Raw genomic sequence first — 18,574 nt, 5'->3', positions numbered from 1 at the left:
CTTTATCTGATGGGTTAATTAAAATATTGTACATTTCTTGAAGTATATGGTTGAAAAAGGTTATTTATAATCTATCATTAGTTATAATGAACTTGAAATTTAACGTGTTAATTTACGTAGTTTTTGGTTGTAACAACTTAATTTACTACACAAGATATAAGGAGTATTTGCCAAATGCCTCATCAATATATTAATAGAAAAAAACTAATACTATTAGTGGTGTTATTTATAATTTTATTGTCTGCTTTAAGGCTTGGTTGGCTAGCAGTATTTCATAATGATGTTGATGGTCAACCATTAATTAGCGAAGGAGAGTTAGATTTAAGAGGTTGGGAGGGTTTATCAAGTGAAACAATTGCCCTTGATGGTGAATGGAGGTTTTTCCCCGGTAAGTTAGCTACCAGTGGTCAAACAGAAACATGGGGTGATTTCAACTTAGTTGATGTTCCTGGTGATTGGAATGATCGTAAGTCAAATGGTTCGCTTGATTACTATGGTACATATAAATTGAGAATTATTGTTGAAGAAAACGATGACGATGTATTTAGTCTTGTAGTTCCTAGTGTCAGGAATGCTTCAGAGTTATATGTTAATGGTAGGTTGATAGATCAATCTGGACAAGTATCTGAAAGCGAGAGTCAATATCTTGCAAAAAACATACCATATACAGCTTCTTTCACAGCAGATGACGATGGTGTAATTGAAATAATGTTACAAGCGACTAATTACCTTGACTCGAGTGAAGGAGCAATTGCTCGTTCCATTAAATTTGGGGAAAGTTCTCAAGTTAGGTCAGAAAACCTTATATCATATTCAATGCAATTAATTGTTATGGTCGCTTTTCTCATATATACTACCTTTGCGATTGGTCTATTTTTTGTTAATGAACGGAACGGAACTTATATTAATGCTTCATTTTTGCTTCTTTGTGCGATTGTGACTCATTCTCTTGGAAGTGATGAAAAGCTAATAACATATTGGTTCCAACTTGATTATGCATGGAATATAAGAGTTGCTAACTTAGCATCCACTGGTATGATCTTCTCACTGTGGATGATTGTGAAAGGGTCATTCGGCAAGTCTCAGAAAATAATACATACAGTAGTTCTTACTATTTGTGTAGTTTCACTAATTGCTATCTTAACTCTTCCATTAATCGATTTATTTCAAATTCAGGATGTTTTTAATGCATTACTCATAGTGACACTCGTTTTAGTAATAATCAGTATGTTCAAAGTTCAGAGTTTGCAAAGAGAAGACACAGTATGGATTGTGTATGCATTGTTGGCTTTACTAAACAGTTATATTTGGTGGGGAGTTTGGAATAGTCTTGGAGTTAATGTGTTCTTTTATCCAATCGACTTAATTATAATGATTGGGTGTTTCACAATTATGTGGTTTATTAGGTATTTCAATATGTATAACAAGTCAAAAGAACAAGCTTCTAGGTTAAAGAATGTTAGCGAAGAAAAAGATGAGTTTCTAGCTAGGACTTCACATGAATTACGAAATCCTCTTCATGGTATATTGAATTTAACACAGACCACTCTAGATAGAAATAAAGGTGTCTTTGATCAAAAAAAGTCAAAAAGAATTAGAAACAGTAATAATGGTCGGGAATAGATTATCTTTCCTGTTAGATGATTTATTTGAAATGGCAAATCTGAAAATAACGAAACCCACTATACGTCAAAAGTCATTTTATCTCCAGTCCATTGCTACTGGTGTATTAGATATGTTCTATTATATGACGCATGAAAACAAAGTCACCTTAAAAAATGAAATTCAAAGCGACTTACCTCCAGTAAATGCAGATGAAAATAGAGTTTTACAAATTCTTTATAATTTAATTCATAATGCAGTTAAATTTACAAAAGAAGGTGAAATTTCACTCAGTGCTAGTGAAGATCAGCAAAAAATAATTGTTACTGTCAAAGATACTGGGGATGGAATGAACGCAGAAGCCTTTGATGAAATGTTTCAACCATACATGCAAGGGGAGAACAATATTAACAACTCAGAAGGTGGTGTTGGACTTGGGTTGAGTGTTAGTAAGGAATTGGTAGAGTTACATGGTGGGCACATTTATGGTTGTTCTAGACCTGGTGTTGGGACTGAGATATCTTTTACTTTAAGTGTTAGTCATGAAAAACCATATGAACTCAGTAGAGAACCAACTTTAACGTTAAATTCAAACCCACTTAACACGAACTCTGAACAATTAAAACAAAATGATCAATCTTCTTATAAAGATGCAAATATTTTAATTATAGATGATGACTTAATTAATATAAACGTTATAGAATCAGTGCTTTCAGAAGAAAACTATGAACTTACTAGTGTTCAACATAGTCGTGAATTACTAAGTGAATTGAACATGAAAGAATGGGATCTTCTAATTTTGGATGTCATGATGCCAGACCTATCAGGTTATGACTTAACAACTAAAGTTCGGGAACAATTTAACAAAGCAGAATTACCAATTCTATTACTAACTGCAAGAAGCAATCCAAAAGACGTTGTAACGGGTTTTAATGTTGGAGCAAATGATTATATATCCAAACCTGTTAATGCAAAGGAATTAAGGGCTAGAGTTCGCAGTTTAGTTAACATAAAAAAATCCACAGAAAAACAGTTGAAATTAGAATCAAAATGGCTGCAAGCTCAAATTCAACCTCATTTCATCTTTAATACATTGAATACAATAAGCGCATTAAGTAATATGGACATAGAAAAGATGAAAACTTTAATTGAGGAATTTGGTGAACTTCTTAGAGTTAAATTTAACTTCTCTGCTTATAATGAATTAGTCTCGGTCGAAGAAGAACTCTCAATTGTTCGTTCCTATGTATACATTGAACAAGTAAGATTTGGTGAAAAAATAAAAGTCAGTTGGAATATCGATAATGTTAAAGAGTTTAGTATCCCATTACTTACGGTACAGACTATTGTTGAAAATGCAGTTAAGCATGGTGTTATGATGCAGGTTGATATCGGGAAGATCGAGATAAAAGCGTTTAAACGAAAAGATTATTTAAGAATTGTAGTTAAAGACAATGGGATGGGAATGGATCAAGAAACTATTCAGACTATCTATAATTCTGATGATATTAAAGGTGTAGGATTAGTTAATACGAACAAAAGGTTAAAAATGCATTACAAAACAGAGTTAGAAGTTAAAAGCATAGTCGGTGTAGGTACAATAGTCGCTTTTAATATTTATAATAAAAGCAGCCTAGATTAAAGGTTATTGTTAAGAGTGGTGGGGACAACCTTCTTTAATATAAAAAAGGTTTCAATGTTCTATGTTATAAGTTAGATTCAGAAAACGATAAGGGGGGAGTTAGGTGAAATCTATACTTATTGATGATGAACCATTAGCATTAGATTATCTAGAACATCAATTATTGCAAACGAAAGAATATGAAGTGTTAGGTAAGTTTTCTGACCCGTATCAAGCCCAAGATGCAATAATAGGAAGTGATATAGATGTATTATTTCTTGATATTGAAATGCGAGGCTTAAATGGAATAGAACTTGCCGAGAGATTGTTAGAGCATAGCCCTCATTTACAAATTGTATTTGTTTCTGCTTATAATGAATATGCTGTGAAAGCTTTTGAATTAAACGCAGTAGACTACTTATTGAAACCCGTTAAACTAGAACGACTAGCTAAAACTACAAATCGAATAAAGAACCAACTTATTGAAAGTAAGGAACAAATAAATGAACAAATTAGCATTAATTTATTTTATGAGCCTAAAGTCTATAAAGGTGATACGGTGATCCCTTTAAAATGGAGAACAACTAAAGCTCAACAACTCTTTTATTATTTAATTCATTGTCGAAATAGAACGGTGGGTAAAGCAGAGTTAATTGAGATTTTATGGCCAGATTTCGAAATGGGTAAAGCAACAACACAATTATACACAACGATTTATCAAGTTAGAAAAACTTTTAAAAGTTTAAATGATTACATTAAAGTATTAAACTTAGGTGATGGTTATAGTGTTAAATTGCATGATGTTCAAATGGATGCCGATGTCTTTGATCATTTTATTGAGAAGAACTATTCAATAGATGAGCAAACAATTGACCATTATGAGAGGGTCGTTAAATTATTTAAAGGCGATTATTTGCAAGGCTTTGATTATACTTGGGTTCATTACGAGCAATTGCGGCTTAGGTTTTTATGGATCACTGTCAAGATTAAGGTGATAAATTGGTATAGAGAAAATGGCATTTTTGATAAAGCAATGGAACATGCTTTAGATATTTATCAACGATTCCCTTTAGAAGAAGAAGGGTATTTCGAATTGATGAAAACATGTGCAACAACAGGTAATAGTGCCTCGGTTATGAAATATTATGAGCAACTTGAGTATATGTCTGAACAAGAATTAGGTGTTGAGCCTAGTGATAAGATTAAGAGTTGGTATAAGAATTGGTTGAAAAATTAAATAATCCTAAAAGTTCTAGAGCACTCGAGTTGAGCGCTCTTTTTTTTTTGAAATCTTATGTACAGTTTTTGTACATGAATACATAGTAACTTTATTTTGGTAAATCTATCCTTATTTGCGTTTTAGATCTGCAATGCTTGTAGATAAAACTGGAAGAAAGAGGGGAGTACAAAATGAAAAGAACTTTAGGATTATTTTTCACATTTCTATTAGTCTTTCAATCTTTCACATTTGGATTGGGGATTAATGGTGAAACACGTTCGCAAGGCGCAGAACGGAGTGTGGTTACAGATATCACGATAGAACAAAATAAAGAAAAGGCTGATCAATCTAATATTTTAATTAGCTGGTCTATGAAAGGGTTAGAGGCTGTTAGTGGTTACTCAGAATCCTTTGATCTTCCTGATGATGTGAGTATTAGTGAAGATCAAAGCGGAATGCTTATATCAGAAGAGGATGAAGTAGGTACTTTTACAGCATCAACAGATGGCACTGTAGAAATTGTTTTTAATGAAGAAATTGAAAACAATCCTGAATCTGAAGGTGTGTTTTCGATTAAAGCTGTTGTTGATTTAATGGAAGAAGATGAAGAAGCCTTAGAAGAACAAGAAGATAAAAAACACGAAGAAGATGAAGAAGCAGAGAAAGAGACTTCTCAAACTGAGTCGTTAGAGGAAGAGCAGGACTCAATTGACTCAGAGGCTAAAGAGTCAGAAGAACAAAATAACACAGAATACTTAGAAAGTCAGCAAGTGTTTTCTTCAAATGAAGGAACTGTTATTGAAGAAAATATTATTACAGATGTAGAACTTTCTGTGTTAGATGAAAATGGTGAGTTTACTACATTAGAGCCTGGTGAAGAAATAACTGTAGACAATCCATATGATGAGTTTAAAGTGGAATTAAATTATAACTTTGCTTTACCTGATGGACACGACTATAAAGATGGATCCACATATACTATTGAAATCCCAGAAGTATTCAATGTTCTAGCTAACCCAGAGTCTACACCGTTACGTAATGAAGCTGGGGAAGAGTTCGGGTCTTTTGTTGTAACAAATAATAACGAGATTGTAATAACCTTTAACAATGAGATTGAGGAAAACTCCAATGTATCAGGTTATATTAACTTAGAATCAGAGTTTGATGCCCATTATAAGGGAGCAGCAGAGACAGAGATTAGCTTTCCAATTGAAGGAGAAAGTAACATAACTTATCCAATTAAGTTTATTCCTTCAAGTTCATCAATCGATAAGAAAGGTGTACCTGATAAATCTTATAATACAGAAACTGTAACATGGACAGTTGATTTTAATAAAGATTTACAAGAAATTAATAATGCGACACTTGTTGATGTTGTCGAAGGCGAGCACTCTTTTGTTGATGGTACGTTAGATGTTTATATGCTATATATGAATGCTGATGGGACTATTGATGAAAGCAAAACTGAATTAATAGAAAATCATAACTTTGGTGAATCGTTCCCGCTAAATCTCGGTGATATCGATTCAGCTTACAGAATTGTTTATGATACGGAAATCAATGACAACACTGGTGATCTTTATAGTAATGAGGCAACTTTAAATGGCGATAATGTAGGCTCTGTCAGTGCTTCATCATCTGTTGACGTTAATCGTGGTCAACCACTTGAGAAGAGTTCAACTGATTATGATAATGTAACTCAAACAATAGAGTGGGAAGTTAAGTATAACTATGATGAAAAAGATATTGCTGAAGATGAAGCTAAATTAACAGATGTTTTCGGTGAAAACCAGCAATTTGTTAATGATAGTCTAGTTGTGTTGCAAGTGGATATCGACCCCGATACAGGGGAAGAGGTAGGTACTAACGATGTAAACTCTGAAGATTATACGGTTGAGGAGACAGATAGTGGTTTTGACTTTCAATTTAACAAAAGCATTAACCAAGCCTATAAAATAGTTTATGAAACAACTGCCATCGAACGAATTGATGGAAATGAAACAATTACAAATACGATCTCTGACGAATTTGAAAATGAATATGAAAGCAGTAGAGATATTCAACAAGGTATATTGATTAAATCACACATAGGTAATACTGATTATAAAGCTAAAGAAACTGACTGGCGTGTTTTAATCAATAGAGATGAACACGTTATGGAAAATGTCACGTTTACAGACATTTTACCTGAAGGATTTACGCCGAAAGATGTTGTTGTTACGCATGGTGGAGAAACCATCTATGATTACACATATAGTTTTAATGAGAATGAAAGAAAGATTGAAATTGATTTTAACCAAGACATTACAAAGGAAGTCATGATCACATACACAACAGAGATTGATTTTGATCAAGTCAACCCAAATGATGTGACATATACGAATCAGGCTACACTTCAGTGGATTCCAGAAAACGGATCAGATGTAATCGTTAAAGAAGGAAGCGCAACATTTGATCCAGATCAATACACAAAAAACAATGGCTTTAAAGGTGCTAGTTATAATCCAGTAACTAAAGAAATCACATGGACAATTGGCGTTAATTATAATCAAACGACTGTTGAAGAAGCAATTGTTGAAGACTTCATTTTAGGCAAACAAAACTTTGATATTGAGAATGTTAAAGTTTATGAAATGGAACTAACAGGTGATGCCAATGGTTATGACAAAGGTGATGAAGTAACTACTGCAAATATAACTGAAGTAACTAATTCTGATGATGAACCTGGTTTTAGAGTGGAATTAGGTGATATTACTTCACCATATGTCATTGAATATACAACAGATTTAAATGATTTGTTAGTAGAAGGTAGTTACGATAATAAAGCCACCTTATTAGATGACAATGAAGTAGTAAACGAATTGGAAGCGTCTGTACAGCCAGTTCATGGTGGGGAGTATACGAACAAAAACGCTTCGCAAAACAATGAGAACCCAAGAATAGTCAATTGGAATGTAAATATTAACTTCACACAGTCAACAGTAACAGATCTTCAAATTGAAGATACACCAAGTATCAATCAAGCGCTGTTAGAAGATACAATTAACCTTTATGGAACGACTGTGACAGAAGCAGGTATTAATAAAGATTCTGATGATCTTCTAGAAGAAGGTGAAGATTACACTTTAAATGTTACTGAGAATGATGATGGTCAACAGACATTTACGATCGATTTTACAGAAGAAACAATTGACCGTGCTTATGTACTAGAATACGACACATATATCTTGTATGAAGATGATGGCAATATCTCCAATGATGCTAAGTTTTTAGCTGACGAAACAGAGAATGTTGAAACTGATGATTCTTATTCAAGTCAGATTGATTTATCTAATATAGGTGGCGGCATTGATGGTGAAGTCGGAAGTTTAGAAATTACAAAAGTTGACTACGGTGACCGCTCACAAACGTTGGAAGGTGCTGTATTTGAACTTTATGATTCATCAGGTCAAACATTACTAAGTACTGGAACAACAGATGAAGATGGAATCGTTACTTTTAACAATTTATTATATGATGATTACATTTTAAAAGAGACGACTGCTCCAGAAGGTTATGTCGTTGGAATTAGTGACGAACAGACAGTAACTGTTGATGAAGACGTAACGGAATTAGAAGTAACGAATAAAGAAATTATTCACCAAGTTGAATTAACGAAAATCGATGAAGAGATAAACGCATCATTAGAAGGTGCAGTGTTTGAGTTGTATCAAGTAGGAGAGTCTTCATCTATTGGCACATACACAACTGATGAAAACGGACGTATTATCGTAGAGCAGTTGGAACCTGGTGATTATCAGTTTATCGAAACAGAATCACCGGATGGGTATTTACTAGATGAAGAACCTATTTCGTTTACTATTGGAGAACAGGCAACCGAAACAGTTGAGGTTACTGCTTACAACACAGCAATTGAAACTAAAACAATTAGTGGCGAGAAGATATGGAAAGATGGCGATTCTGAAGATCGACCAGAAATGATTAAGGTTGACCTTTTGCAAGATGGGGATGTCTATAAAACAGTTGAAGTGAGTGAACAGACTGATTGGACGTATAGCTTTACTGATCTACCAAAAACTGATGACTTACTTAATGAATATGACTACCAGGTTGAAGAACAATCAGTAGACGGTTATCAATCAATTGTAGATGGTTACGACATAACTAACTTACGTGTTGGAACAACTTCAGTTGAAGGAAATAAGGTTTGGCTGGATGATAACTCACCTGATCGTCCAGAATCTATTACAGTCAACCTATTGCAGAATGGAGAAGTCATTAATTCAATGGAGGTTTCTGAAGAAGATAATTGGGATTATCGTTTTGCAGGATTAGATCAATATGACGAAAATGGTATAGCTTATGAATACACTGTTCAAGAAGAGCCGGTAGAAGGTTATGAAACAACAATAGATGGTTTTAATATTACAAATCTCCGAGTCGGAACAACTGATGTCTTAGGAACCAAAACGTGGAAAGATGACAATTCTTCTGAGAGGCCTGAATCAATAATGGTTAATCTTTTACAAAACGGCGATGAAATTGATTCTCAAATGGTTTCAGAAGAAAGTAATTGGGAGTATCAGTTTGCAGGTTTAGAGAAGTTCGATGATAGAGGGGTACTATACGAATATACAATTTCAGAAGAACCGATCGAAGGATATGAATCTTCTATACATGGCCATGATCTTACAAATGTTCGTGTAGGCTATACCGACATTTCTGGAGTGAAAACGTGGCAAGATGATAATCCAGAAGATCGACCAGAGTATATTAAAGTTAACTTATCGCAAAATGGTACAGTTGTAGATACTGCAAAAGTAACAGCTGAGGAAAACTGGGAATATAGTTTTACAAACGTTGATAAATATAATGAAGAAGGTGTTCTTTACGAATATACAGTAAGCGAACAAGACGTACCTGGTTATGAGTCAGAAGTAGACGGGTTTGACATTACGAATACACGGTCGGAACAAAGATCGATTGAAGTGACTAAAAGTTGGTTGGACGGTGAATCTGATAGTCGACCAGATTCTATAACAGTAACACTATTAAGAAATGGAGAGCTTTTTGAAACAGTAGATTTAACATCAGCAAACGATTGGAAATATACGTTTGAGGATTTAGAAGCTTATGATGAGAATGGCAAGGCATATCAATTTACTGTTGAGGAAAATTCAGTAGAAGGTTATGATACATCAATAGAAGGTTTTGATATTACTAATCTACGTGTTGGAGAAGTTGACGTATCAGGTACTAAAACGTGGAAAGATGACAATTCAGAAGACAGACCAAAATCAATTAAAGTGGATCTGTTACAAAATGGCACAGTTATCGATACAGCCACAGTTACAGCTGATGATCAATGGACATATAGTTTTACAGAGCTTGATCAATATGATGATGAGGGTCTTCCTTATAAATATACAGTTGAAGAACAAGATGTAGCTGGATATGTATCAGAAATAACTGGATACGACATTACAAATACACGTTCTGGGTTAAAGTCAATTGAAGTAAATAAGGTCTGGAAAGAAGATGAAGCTGCACATAGACCTGAGTTTATTACCATTAACTTGTTACGAGATGGGGAAATCATAAAAACTGTGGATGTTTCAGCAGATGATCAATGGTCCTACGTTTTTATGGATTTAGAAAAATATAATAAAAATGGTAAAGAGCATACCTATAGTGTCGAAGAGGTTGCAGTTGAGGGATACGATGTAACGATTGATGAAACAGAGAAAGGATTTAAGATTACTAATACAAAGATTGCTGAATTAGTAGAGTCAGAAAGTGACGAATCAATTTTCCCAAGAACAGGAGATCGCTCTAGTACTCTACCAATAACAATAGGAGCTATATTGATTGCCTTAGCAGGTACAATAGTGATTCTATCAAATAGAAGAAAACAGTCTAATGAATAATACATGACCTATAACAAAGGCCTAGCCATTAGTGGCTAGGCTTTTGTAAAAGGAGCGAAGTTAATGAAAAAATGGAGAAACATCATTGTTATACTTCTCGTTTTAACTGGGAGTTTATTAATTGCAACACCATTCTTGAAAAATTACATCGTAAATCACAATATAAACAGTTCTCTAAATGAAATAAATAATTTGGACAGTAATGAATTAAAAGAAAACCGTAACATTAGAGAGCAGAGCGAAGAAGTAAATGAACTGCCTAGCAGTCTTGATGTCTTAAAAAGCCTGAACTTTGAAGGAAACCCTGTAGCTTTCTTATATATACCAAGAACAGGTTTGAAGTTACCAATCTATGGAGGTGTCAACGAAACTAACCTATTACATGGTGCTGGGGAAATGCGAGAATATGATGAGTTGGGCAAAGGTAATTATGCAATTGCGGGACATAGAATGGAAGAAGAGGGCTTGTTATTTCATGATGTTCCTAGATTACAAGAGGGTGATATTGTTTATGTAACAGATAAAGAAAACGTCTACGAGTATGAATTATACGACCCTGAAACTGTTCTGGAGAATGAAACAGAACTAATCAATGACCGTGGGCAGGATGAAATAACTCTTCTGACTTGTGATATACCAAGTAAACCTCATAAAAGAGTAAAAGTAAGCGGCGATCTAATTAATACTTATAATTATTCAAATGATCTATTTGAATAATTGAAGTTAATGTTAATTCCTTTTCTCGGATTTGATAACGAACGGCCCTGTGGAGTTAAGCGGCGGGAAGTGACGTAGCGTTTTTCTGCGACGATTTAATCAAGGAATCAACAACTTACGCTGACATCTATCTATAAAGAATCTGCTAAACAAGAGATGAACGAGGCTATGAAAAAGAATACGGATATTGAAGAATATTGGAAAAATAAAAAATCGGAGTAGAAAATCTACTCCGAAAAAAAGTAAAAACTTTTTTAAATTACCATAATTTGGTTTTTCTTTTCTGCATAGTTTGTATAGCTAGATATCTTCTTATAAGTTATCCTAAAGTGCTTCACTAATCACTTTCCGGTAGTAAATGACAGATAACATACCAAAGATCGAGTAAAGAACAGTGTAAAGTCCCATGACAATGAGCATTGGTGTCCACACTTCAGATCCGAAGAAAAACCAGCCAGATTGTACAGCAAAGTAACTGTGAAGTAGGCCAACCGCAAGTGGGATCCCGAAGTTAAATAGTTGTTTGGTCTGAATTCCTTTTAATAAATCAAGTTGAGTGAAGCCTAGTTTTCTTAAGGTAGTGTAGCTTGCTCTCTCGCTTTCACTTTCGTCCATTTGCTTGAAATAAAGGACACAGCCCGATGTAACAAGGAATGTCAGTCCTAGGAATGCAACGATAAACATGTTAAGCCCCATATTCATTTTTTGGTTTTGGCTTGATTGTAGTTGTGAATCGTTACCGAGCGACTCATTTATATTGTGACTCAAAAATAGATCGTTGGCTTGTTCTAAATCCTCTTCACTAACATCAATTCCTGTGAACATTAATGATTCTCTTTGATAATCAGGGTCAAGGTCACCTCTAAGTTCTTGATAGGTTGAGTCATTAACGACAGCTATAGGCATTCCCCCGCCATTCGTGAAGTAGGATGAAACGAGGTAGTCATCGTTTAAACCTGTATGCTTTAATTCATACTTGCTATTTTGTCCAGTTAAAATCACATTTCCAGAATCTTTAATTGTCATAAAACGCATCATAAGATCCGAGTAACCAGTTAATATGGTTTCGCCTTTTTCAATGTCCATATGTTCGAAATTTGAATCACTAACAAGAGGTAATGGTAACTCACTTGGGTCCATCGTAATAGTGGGATCCTCATCCATGTCAAGTTCAAGTATGTCAGATGCATCCGTTTCAAATTGAATGACTTCAACTTGTTTCATTGAGTAACCAATATTGTTTTCTTCTAAATGTGAAGTGAATTCCTTAATAGATTCCTCATTAACTAAAGAAAAGTCATGAACTACGAAATCTTCAGCGTTTTGTTCAGCAGAGTAGTAAGCAATATAACTTAAGCTTAACAATCCAATCGCTAAAGCTGAAATCGTTGTAATAATTGTTAGAAGTAACGCATTTGATTTCATTCTAAACATAATCGATGATAACGACATGACTTTGTTAATGTTTAGATAGCCTTTATGTTGCTTACGAATGAGTTGGAAAATGAACGTAACTGATCCTTTATAAAATAAATACGTTCCAATGATCACAGACGCTAATATAAATACCATCGCCATAAATAACTCATTAATAGACATAAAAGTCCCACCAAATAACAGTTGTGAAACGTAATAACCTGTACCAATCAATCCAATTCCTAAAATTCCTATAAGCACTTGCCAGATGGACATGCGTTTTACTTTTATTTCTGATGATGAACGAATTTGAAACAAAGATAGAATGCTCTGTTTCTTAATAAAAAAGTAGTTTATAACCATGATCAGTAAATAGATCCCAATAAAGACAAGCAATGTTTGAACAAGTGCTTCTTTGGAAAAATTTAACGTAGCAATTGCTTCAACACCGGTGATCTTAAATACAGTCATGACGATTAGTTTTGAAATAGAAAAGCCAAGTACAATTCCAATGATCATAGAGGTGAAATACAATATAAAGTTTTCGGCACTTAATATTCTAAAAATGCGCCCCTTCGTCATCCCGATTAATTGGAATAAACCGATCTCACTGCTTCGTCGCTTAATAAATAAGCTATTGGCATAAACTAAGAAAACGCCAACAATGACAATCAGTAAAATAGATCCAGCTCTAACTGCAGCTTGCCCTTTAATTGATCCTGTAGCTGGGTCCATCGATGGGTCGTATTGTAACGTCACAAAGGCAAAGTAAATGGTCACACTAAATGTTAACGCAAAGACGTAAAGGTAATAGTTGCTTAAGTTTTTCTTGAGATTTCTGAAGATGAGTTGGTTAATGTTCATATTGCACGCCACCTAATACACCCTGTGTTTTCATTATGTCTTGGAAGAAGCTTTGTCTGTCTTCATTGCCTTTGTTAAGTTGACTGTATATTTGCCCATCTTTAATAAAAATAACGCGTTTACTGTAACTTGCTGCAACCGGATCATGTGTCACCATCATGATTGAGGCGTGGCGATTTTTGTTTAGTTCACTTAATTTATTTAGAAGGTTGGAAGCTGATTTAGAGTCAAGCGCCCCAGTTGGCTCATCTGCAAAAATAATACTCGGTTCATGAATGAAGGCACGGGCAGCTGATGTACGTTGTTTTTGGCCGCCTGAGATTTCATTCGGATATTTGTCATGAACATCATGTATTCCAAGTTCTTTAGCTAAGCTCTCGAACCGTTCATTTGCTTCTTTTTTCGAGACATTTTGAATTGATAATGGTAATAGGATATTTTCTTTGACGGTTAATGTATCAAGTAAATTATATTCTTGGAAGATGAAGCCAAGGTGTTGCTTACGAAATTCGGCCAACCTTTTCGATTTCATATTCGTAATTAAATTCCCTTCAACCTCAATTGTTCCGTGGCTCACTTGGTCGATAGAGGATAGTACATTAAGTAGTGTTGTTTTCCCCGAACCAGATGCCCCCATAATACTAACGAATTCACCTTGTTCAAGTGTCAGGTCAATTCCTTTTAGAACTTCTTGTCGATTAAATTTATTACCATAGCTTTTATGAATTTTTTGAGCTTTAAGTAGACTCATTATAAAAGACTCCTTTCTGTTCATCTAAACCCATTGTATATGGGGAGGTAGTTTCTTTTCCTTCATTTTACCTAACAATTAAAAAAAGCATATGACATTTTTGTCACATGCGTATTAGTTCGGGGGGATTACGTGGGTTATATGTCTTCTATGATATACACAAATTCATTTTTCTTAGGGAAGGTGAGGGTGAATGTAGTTCCTTCACCCAGAACTGACTCAACGTTTAGTTTGATTTTCAATGAATTAGCCACTTGTTGCGTTAGGTATAATCCCATACCAGTTGCTGAATTGTCTTGGTGTTTGGCAGTTGATGTAAATCCTTTTTCAAAAATTCGCGGCAAATCTTTAGTGTCAATGCCACGACCATGGTCTTGAACTATGAGTATAATTTGCTCGTTCTCTTGGTAACTCCTTAAGCTGATCTCCGAGTTTTCACTATATTTTACTGAATTGGATAATAGCTGTCTAATGATAAAAGCAAGCCACTTTCCATCAGCAAGAACCTCATTTTTATTTAAATTAATATCAAATCCGATTCCCTTATGAATACACCATGATTTTAAATTTTTAACCTCTTGATAAATGATCGGCTCGAGCTTTGTTCTTTCAATATATAGGTCATTTTCAATTACATCCATTCGCTTTTTATGTAATTGTTGGTCGAGTAGTAAGTGAATTCGAAGCCATTCATAATTTAAGTCGGTTTTTAGCGATTGATCTTCAATTCGGTCAATGATGAGCTGCATAGCTGTTAAGGGGGATTTAACTTCATGAATCCAAGATAGTAGCTCATCTTTTTCCATTTCTAAGTGGGTAAGGTTTTTAGATTCGACTTGTTTTAATTGTTCGGTTTGTTGCGTTAAATTGTGTGAAACGATTCGTTCAAATGGTGTTGTTGGCTGTGGTAATACTGATTCATCAAGGAAATTAAAGCGTTCATCTAATTGTTTGTAAAAGTTAGTCTCCCTTTTATATCGGATGATTAAAAATAACAAAAAAATGATGCTTGATAAAAACGCATAATATAAGATTGAATCAAATGCAATTTGAGAATCAACATAAGATATAAACAAAAATAGAGCATGCAAAAAGATGAATAGTAAGATCCAACTCAATCGTTCGGATAAAAAATTCCTTATCATGAACTTTTCACTTCCTTTGCGATGTAGCCTTGTCCTACTTTTGTTTCAATGTAATGTCCCAATCTAATCTCATCAAGCTTTTTTCGTAATCGATTGACGTTTACAGTTAAGGTATTATCACTAATAAATCGTTCGTCTTCCCATAAGCTGTGAATGAGTTGCTCCCGGGTTACTATTTTATTTTTATGTTCGATTAATTCTTTTAAAATATAGGTTTCATTCTTAGTTAGTTCGATAGTCCCGTATTGATTAGTAACAGTATTCTTCTCATAATCAATAGTGGCATCGCACCAAGTTTTAAGTTGGATATTGTCAGTATTGTAGTTATAAACCCGCCTTAGTGTGGCTTGGATTTTGGCGATTAGTACATCGAAGTGAAACGGCTTTTGAATGTAATCATCTGCCCCAAGCTGCATCGACATGACCATGTCTGTGGGGTGGTCGCGTGATGATAAGAATATAATCGGAACATTGGAGTGTGATCGAATGATCCGACACCAATGAAATCCATCATACTTCGGTAGTTGAATATCGATAATGACCAAATCGGGCTTCATTTTGCTGAATTCCTCAATCACTTTCTCGAAATCTTGTATTCCATGAACGTCATAAGACCACTTTGTGAGCCGTTCCTGTATCTCATGGTAAAGTGTTTCGTCATCTTCAATGATTAGTAATTTAAACATAGATTCACCTTCTGATTTTGACTAGTATTAAGTCTAGTATACCAAAAATAGGGAATGTTAGAAGACGGGGCTTGGACTTAGAAGAGGAACTAATTAATATTGCTAAAATTAAATATAAAAAATTGGAGTTGAGTTATAAAAAATTATTTTTAGTGAAGAATTTAAGGACGGATCATCATTAATCCGTCCTTAAATATGATGAAGAAGGACTATAGGTGGTTAAAAAATTCAACTTTAATAGCCCCCTCCAAAGCCACCAAATCCGCCAGCACCCATACCAGTCATACCTGAGGCGCCAACGATAATTAATAAAATAAACAGCACAACAACTAAGGCAAATCCTGTGCCATATCCGTAACCTGCACTCATGAACTTCACCTCCTAAGAACTAAGGTATGGGTAACTGTTCTTTTTGTTTGAGCGTATGACCTAATTTTAAATTTTTCTCCTCATTAATAACGTTGTACAAACCTATCGGACTCCTTATATCAGACTATTTAATCAAACAAGTCTTTCTTATATAATGGTTTTGGCGATTTTTATTATAATAAGTGTATAGGGGAGATGAAGTTTTTTAGGCTATTTTATTGATATAAATTTTTTTGAAAACAATCACCTTAGATAAATTATATAGAAAATGGTTTCAAATCAAGATAAATGAGGTAAGGTATATAAAGTGTGATGAGAAAAGGATATGGAGTGGAAGAGCTTGAGTGAAGATTACGCGTTTATTATAAATACACCAACAGAGTTTAGATCAATTAGAAAGACGATTCATGAAAAGTTATTTGAATGCTTTTCGGGTGATCAGATGCTTGTTGATTTATCTTTGTTTGAAATGACAACGAATGCATGGAAGCATGGAAATAAAATGAATCCATCTAAAAAGATTCATATAAAGATTTTGTTTTTAAAGGAATCGATGCTTGTTCGAGTGAAAGATGAAGGAAAGGGATTTCAAGTCCCTGATAGTTTGAAAACGTGCTATGAAAGTTGTCGTGACTCAGTTGTTCATTTAGAACAAGGAAGGGGTATTCAATTAACGACACAAATTATGGATCAATTAGTATATTCTAAAGAGGGAAATGATTTATTATTGCGGAAGTGGTATACTTCTCACAACTTTGAAGGGGTAGAGATAGATGAGTTCTAAAAAGCCAATTGTTTATTTTTATACGAAAAATAATTGTAAGCTTTGTGAGGATGTAAAGCAATTACTGCAAATTTTACAATTGGATTATAATTTTTCGATTATTGAACAAAATATTTATCAGTACGATGAACTATTAGAAAAGTATTTTTTAACTATACCGGTTATTAAAGCTGGTGATGTTGAGTTAACAGCGGAGGAAATCTCCTTTGCAACTTTAGATCAATTCTTGCAGGAGCATTTAGCATAATGTTTGAAAAATGCTCTTGCTTCTGCTAATCTTTAAGTATCATATTTTTTTGGCTTTAGTGGGACGTTTTTTGACTAAGTAACGGTCATTAATTGTCCATGGATAGTTGTCGTTCGATTGAACAAGCTTTGTCATAAGACTTAAGGCAAAGTAGCTCATGAAGAAGGTGATGTCTTTTTGCATCGTATATTTGAATTTCAACAGAAGCTAATACCGGATTTATTAAGCAAGATGGATGACCGCTACAACATCTTAAAAGCGATCGATTTAGCTGAACCGGTTGGTAGGCGTGCTTTAGCTGAACGTCTTGATAAAACAGAACGGCAAATGCGTAGTGAAATCGAGTTTTTATATGAACAGCACTTAGTTGATGTGACGTCAAAAGGTATGTATATCACACATGAAGGTAAAGAAGTGATTGAAAGCTATCATCAAGTGTTAAAAGAAGGCTCTGATTTAACCTTTATGGAACGACAGCTTATGCAAAGGTTGCCAGTCAATCAAGTTAAAGTAGTCCCAGGTGATGCAGATCAATCTAAAGATGTTAAACATTTATTAGGTAAAGAAGCGGCAGCAATATTAGTTCAATCCTTTACTGATGAACCTGTTGTGACAGTGACTGGTGGTTCGACGATGGCAGCTGTTGCTGATTATTTACAGCCGGTTGAAGGTGTAAAGCCATTATTTGTCCCAGCAAGAGGGGGCTTAGGTGACTTACATGAGTATCAAGCCAATTCGATTTGCGTCAAAATGGCTCATCATGCGAATGGGCAATATCGACTTTTATATGTACCAGACTCAATCGGTGAAGAACTACATGCCAAAATGCAAGAAGAGCCGACGATCCTGGAAGTTTTAGAGAAGATGAATCAAGCTGACTTTGTCATTCATGGGATTGGTGATGCTTTAACGATGGCGAAGAGAAGGAAGGCCTCAGAGAGTACAGTTGCAAAAATTGCTGAAAATGGGGCTGTTGGCGAATCTTTTGGTTATTACTTCGATAAAAACGGGAAAACTGTACACAGAGTTAACTCAATCGGACTTTCTTTAGATCGTCTTAAAGAACGTAGCAATATTATTACCGTCGCAGGTGGCAAATCTAAGTGTGAAGCCATTTCAGCTTATTTGAAATGGGGAGAAAGTGATGTATTAGTGATTGATGAAGCGATTGCTCGTCATTTACTTCAATAATATATAAATTAAGATTTAATATAGGAGGCATTTTT

At 34.5% G+C, this 18,574-nt stretch carries 13 protein-coding genes; 8 read left to right on the top strand and 5 right to left on the bottom strand.

Going from position 1 to position 18,574, the window contains the following annotated elements; translation table 11 throughout:
- Positions 1 to 174: 174 nt before the first annotated feature.
- From ABDZ63_RS09140 to ABDZ63_RS09120, 5 genes are all read left to right on the top strand, one after another.
- The gene (locus tag ABDZ63_RS09140) at positions 175 to 1,623 is read left to right on the top strand and encodes a histidine kinase dimerization/phospho-acceptor domain-containing protein (RefSeq protein WP_343783257.1); all 1,449 of its coding nucleotides are present in this window, start codon (positions 175 to 177) and stop codon (positions 1,621 to 1,623) included.
- Entirely contained in the window at positions 1,571 to 3,244 is a 1,674-nt protein-coding gene (locus ABDZ63_RS09135; protein WP_343783256.1) for an ATP-binding protein, read from the top strand. The genes ABDZ63_RS09140 and ABDZ63_RS09135 overlap by 53 nt, the downstream gene beginning before the upstream one ends.
- Before the next feature lie 103 nt (positions 3,245 to 3,347).
- Entirely contained in the window at positions 3,348 to 4,460 is a 1,113-nt protein-coding gene (locus ABDZ63_RS09130) for a response regulator (protein WP_343783255.1), read from the top strand.
- A gap of 173 nt (positions 4,461 to 4,633) precedes the next feature.
- Positions 4,634 to 10,369, top strand: coding sequence for a Cna B-type domain-containing protein (locus ABDZ63_RS09125; RefSeq protein WP_343783254.1), 5,736 nt, complete (start codon positions 4,634 to 4,636; stop codon positions 10,367 to 10,369).
- Between the two features lie 63 nt (positions 10,370 to 10,432).
- A complete protein-coding gene (locus ABDZ63_RS09120) occupies positions 10,433 to 11,086 on the top strand; it encodes a class A sortase (protein WP_343783253.1) in 654 nt (217 codons plus the stop codon).
- A 324-nt stretch (positions 11,087 to 11,410) separates the two neighbouring features.
- On the opposite strand, the gene ABDZ63_RS09115 is transcribed toward ABDZ63_RS09120, so the two are convergent.
- The 5 genes from ABDZ63_RS09115 to ABDZ63_RS09095 all read right to left on the bottom strand — a co-directional run bounded on the left by ABDZ63_RS09115 (position 11,411) and on the right by ABDZ63_RS09095 (position 16,317).
- A complete protein-coding gene (locus ABDZ63_RS09115; RefSeq protein WP_343783252.1) occupies positions 11,411 to 13,366 on the bottom strand; it encodes an ABC transporter permease in 1,956 nt (651 codons plus the stop codon).
- The gene (locus ABDZ63_RS09110) at positions 13,356 to 14,117 is read right to left on the bottom strand and encodes an ABC transporter ATP-binding protein (protein WP_343783251.1); all 762 of its coding nucleotides are present in this window, start codon (positions 14,115 to 14,117) and stop codon (positions 13,356 to 13,358) included. Before ABDZ63_RS09110 ends, ABDZ63_RS09115 begins: the two co-directional genes overlap by 11 nt.
- A gap of 137 nt (positions 14,118 to 14,254) precedes the next feature.
- Complete coding sequence (locus ABDZ63_RS09105) at positions 14,255 to 15,262, bottom strand: sensor histidine kinase (protein ID WP_343783250.1); 1,008 nt, start codon at positions 15,260 to 15,262, stop codon at positions 14,255 to 14,257.
- A complete protein-coding gene (locus ABDZ63_RS09100) occupies positions 15,259 to 15,948 on the bottom strand; it encodes a response regulator transcription factor (protein WP_343783249.1) in 690 nt (229 codons plus the stop codon). Before ABDZ63_RS09100 ends, ABDZ63_RS09105 begins: the two co-directional genes overlap by 4 nt.
- Positions 15,949 to 16,182: 234 nt before the next feature.
- Entirely contained in the window at positions 16,183 to 16,317 is a 135-nt protein-coding gene (locus tag ABDZ63_RS09095; protein WP_343783248.1) for a YjcZ family sporulation protein, read from the bottom strand.
- Between the two features lie 340 nt (positions 16,318 to 16,657).
- Here ABDZ63_RS09095 and ABDZ63_RS09090 point away from each other — a divergent pair, with 340 nt between their 5' ends.
- The 3 genes from ABDZ63_RS09090 (at position 16,658) to ABDZ63_RS09080 (ending at position 18,539) form a co-directional block, all read left to right on the top strand.
- Complete coding sequence (locus ABDZ63_RS09090; RefSeq protein WP_343783247.1) at positions 16,658 to 17,101, top strand: ATP-binding protein; 444 nt, start codon at positions 16,658 to 16,660, stop codon at positions 17,099 to 17,101.
- Positions 17,091 to 17,348 (top strand): glutaredoxin family protein, encoded by a 258-nt coding sequence (locus tag ABDZ63_RS09085; protein ID WP_343783246.1) that lies wholly within the window; start codon positions 17,091 to 17,093, stop codon positions 17,346 to 17,348. The genes ABDZ63_RS09090 and ABDZ63_RS09085 overlap by 11 nt, the downstream gene beginning before the upstream one ends.
- A 177-nt stretch (positions 17,349 to 17,525) precedes the next feature.
- Positions 17,526 to 18,539: a sugar-binding transcriptional regulator gene (locus ABDZ63_RS09080; RefSeq protein ID WP_343783245.1), complete on the top strand. Its 1,014-nt coding sequence runs from the start codon at positions 17,526 to 17,528 to the stop codon at positions 18,537 to 18,539.
- The last annotated feature ends 35 nt before the right edge of the window (positions 18,540 to 18,574 follow it).

Origin of the sequence: Alkalibacillus silvisoli (assembly GCF_039521975.1) — a bacterium.
GTDB classification, from domain to species: Bacteria; Bacillota; Bacilli; order Bacillales; family Alkalibacillaceae; genus Alkalibacillus; species Alkalibacillus silvisoli.
The sequence above is the reverse complement of the archived record's forward strand: the minus strand, read 5'-3'. Positions and strand labels throughout refer to the sequence as shown.

Coding starts and splice junctions, on each gene's coding strand:
- ABDZ63_RS09140 (WP_343783257.1), top strand. CDS start 175: ATGCCTCATCAATATATTAATAGAAAAAAACTAATACTATTAGTGGTG.
- ABDZ63_RS09125 (WP_343783254.1), top strand. CDS start 4,634: ATGAAAAGAACTTTAGGATTATTTTTCACATTTCTATTAGTCTTTCAA.
- ABDZ63_RS09120 (WP_343783253.1), top strand. CDS start 10,433: ATGAAAAAATGGAGAAACATCATTGTTATACTTCTCGTTTTAACTGGG.
- ABDZ63_RS09115 (WP_343783252.1), bottom strand. CDS start 13,366: ATGAACATTAACCAACTCATCTTCAGAAATCTCAAGAAAAACTTAAGC.
- ABDZ63_RS09110 (WP_343783251.1), bottom strand. CDS start 14,117: ATGAGTCTACTTAAAGCTCAAAAAATTCATAAAAGCTATGGTAATAAA.
- ABDZ63_RS09105 (WP_343783250.1), bottom strand. CDS start 15,262: ATGATAAGGAATTTTTTATCCGAACGATTGAGTTGGATCTTACTATTC.
- ABDZ63_RS09100 (WP_343783249.1), bottom strand. CDS start 15,948: ATGTTTAAATTACTAATCATTGAAGATGACGAAACACTTTACCATGAG.
- ABDZ63_RS09095 (WP_343783248.1), bottom strand. CDS start 16,317: ATGAGTGCAGGTTACGGATATGGCACAGGATTTGCCTTAGTTGTTGTG.
- ABDZ63_RS09085 (WP_343783246.1), top strand. CDS start 17,091: ATGAGTTCTAAAAAGCCAATTGTTTATTTTTATACGAAAAATAATTGT.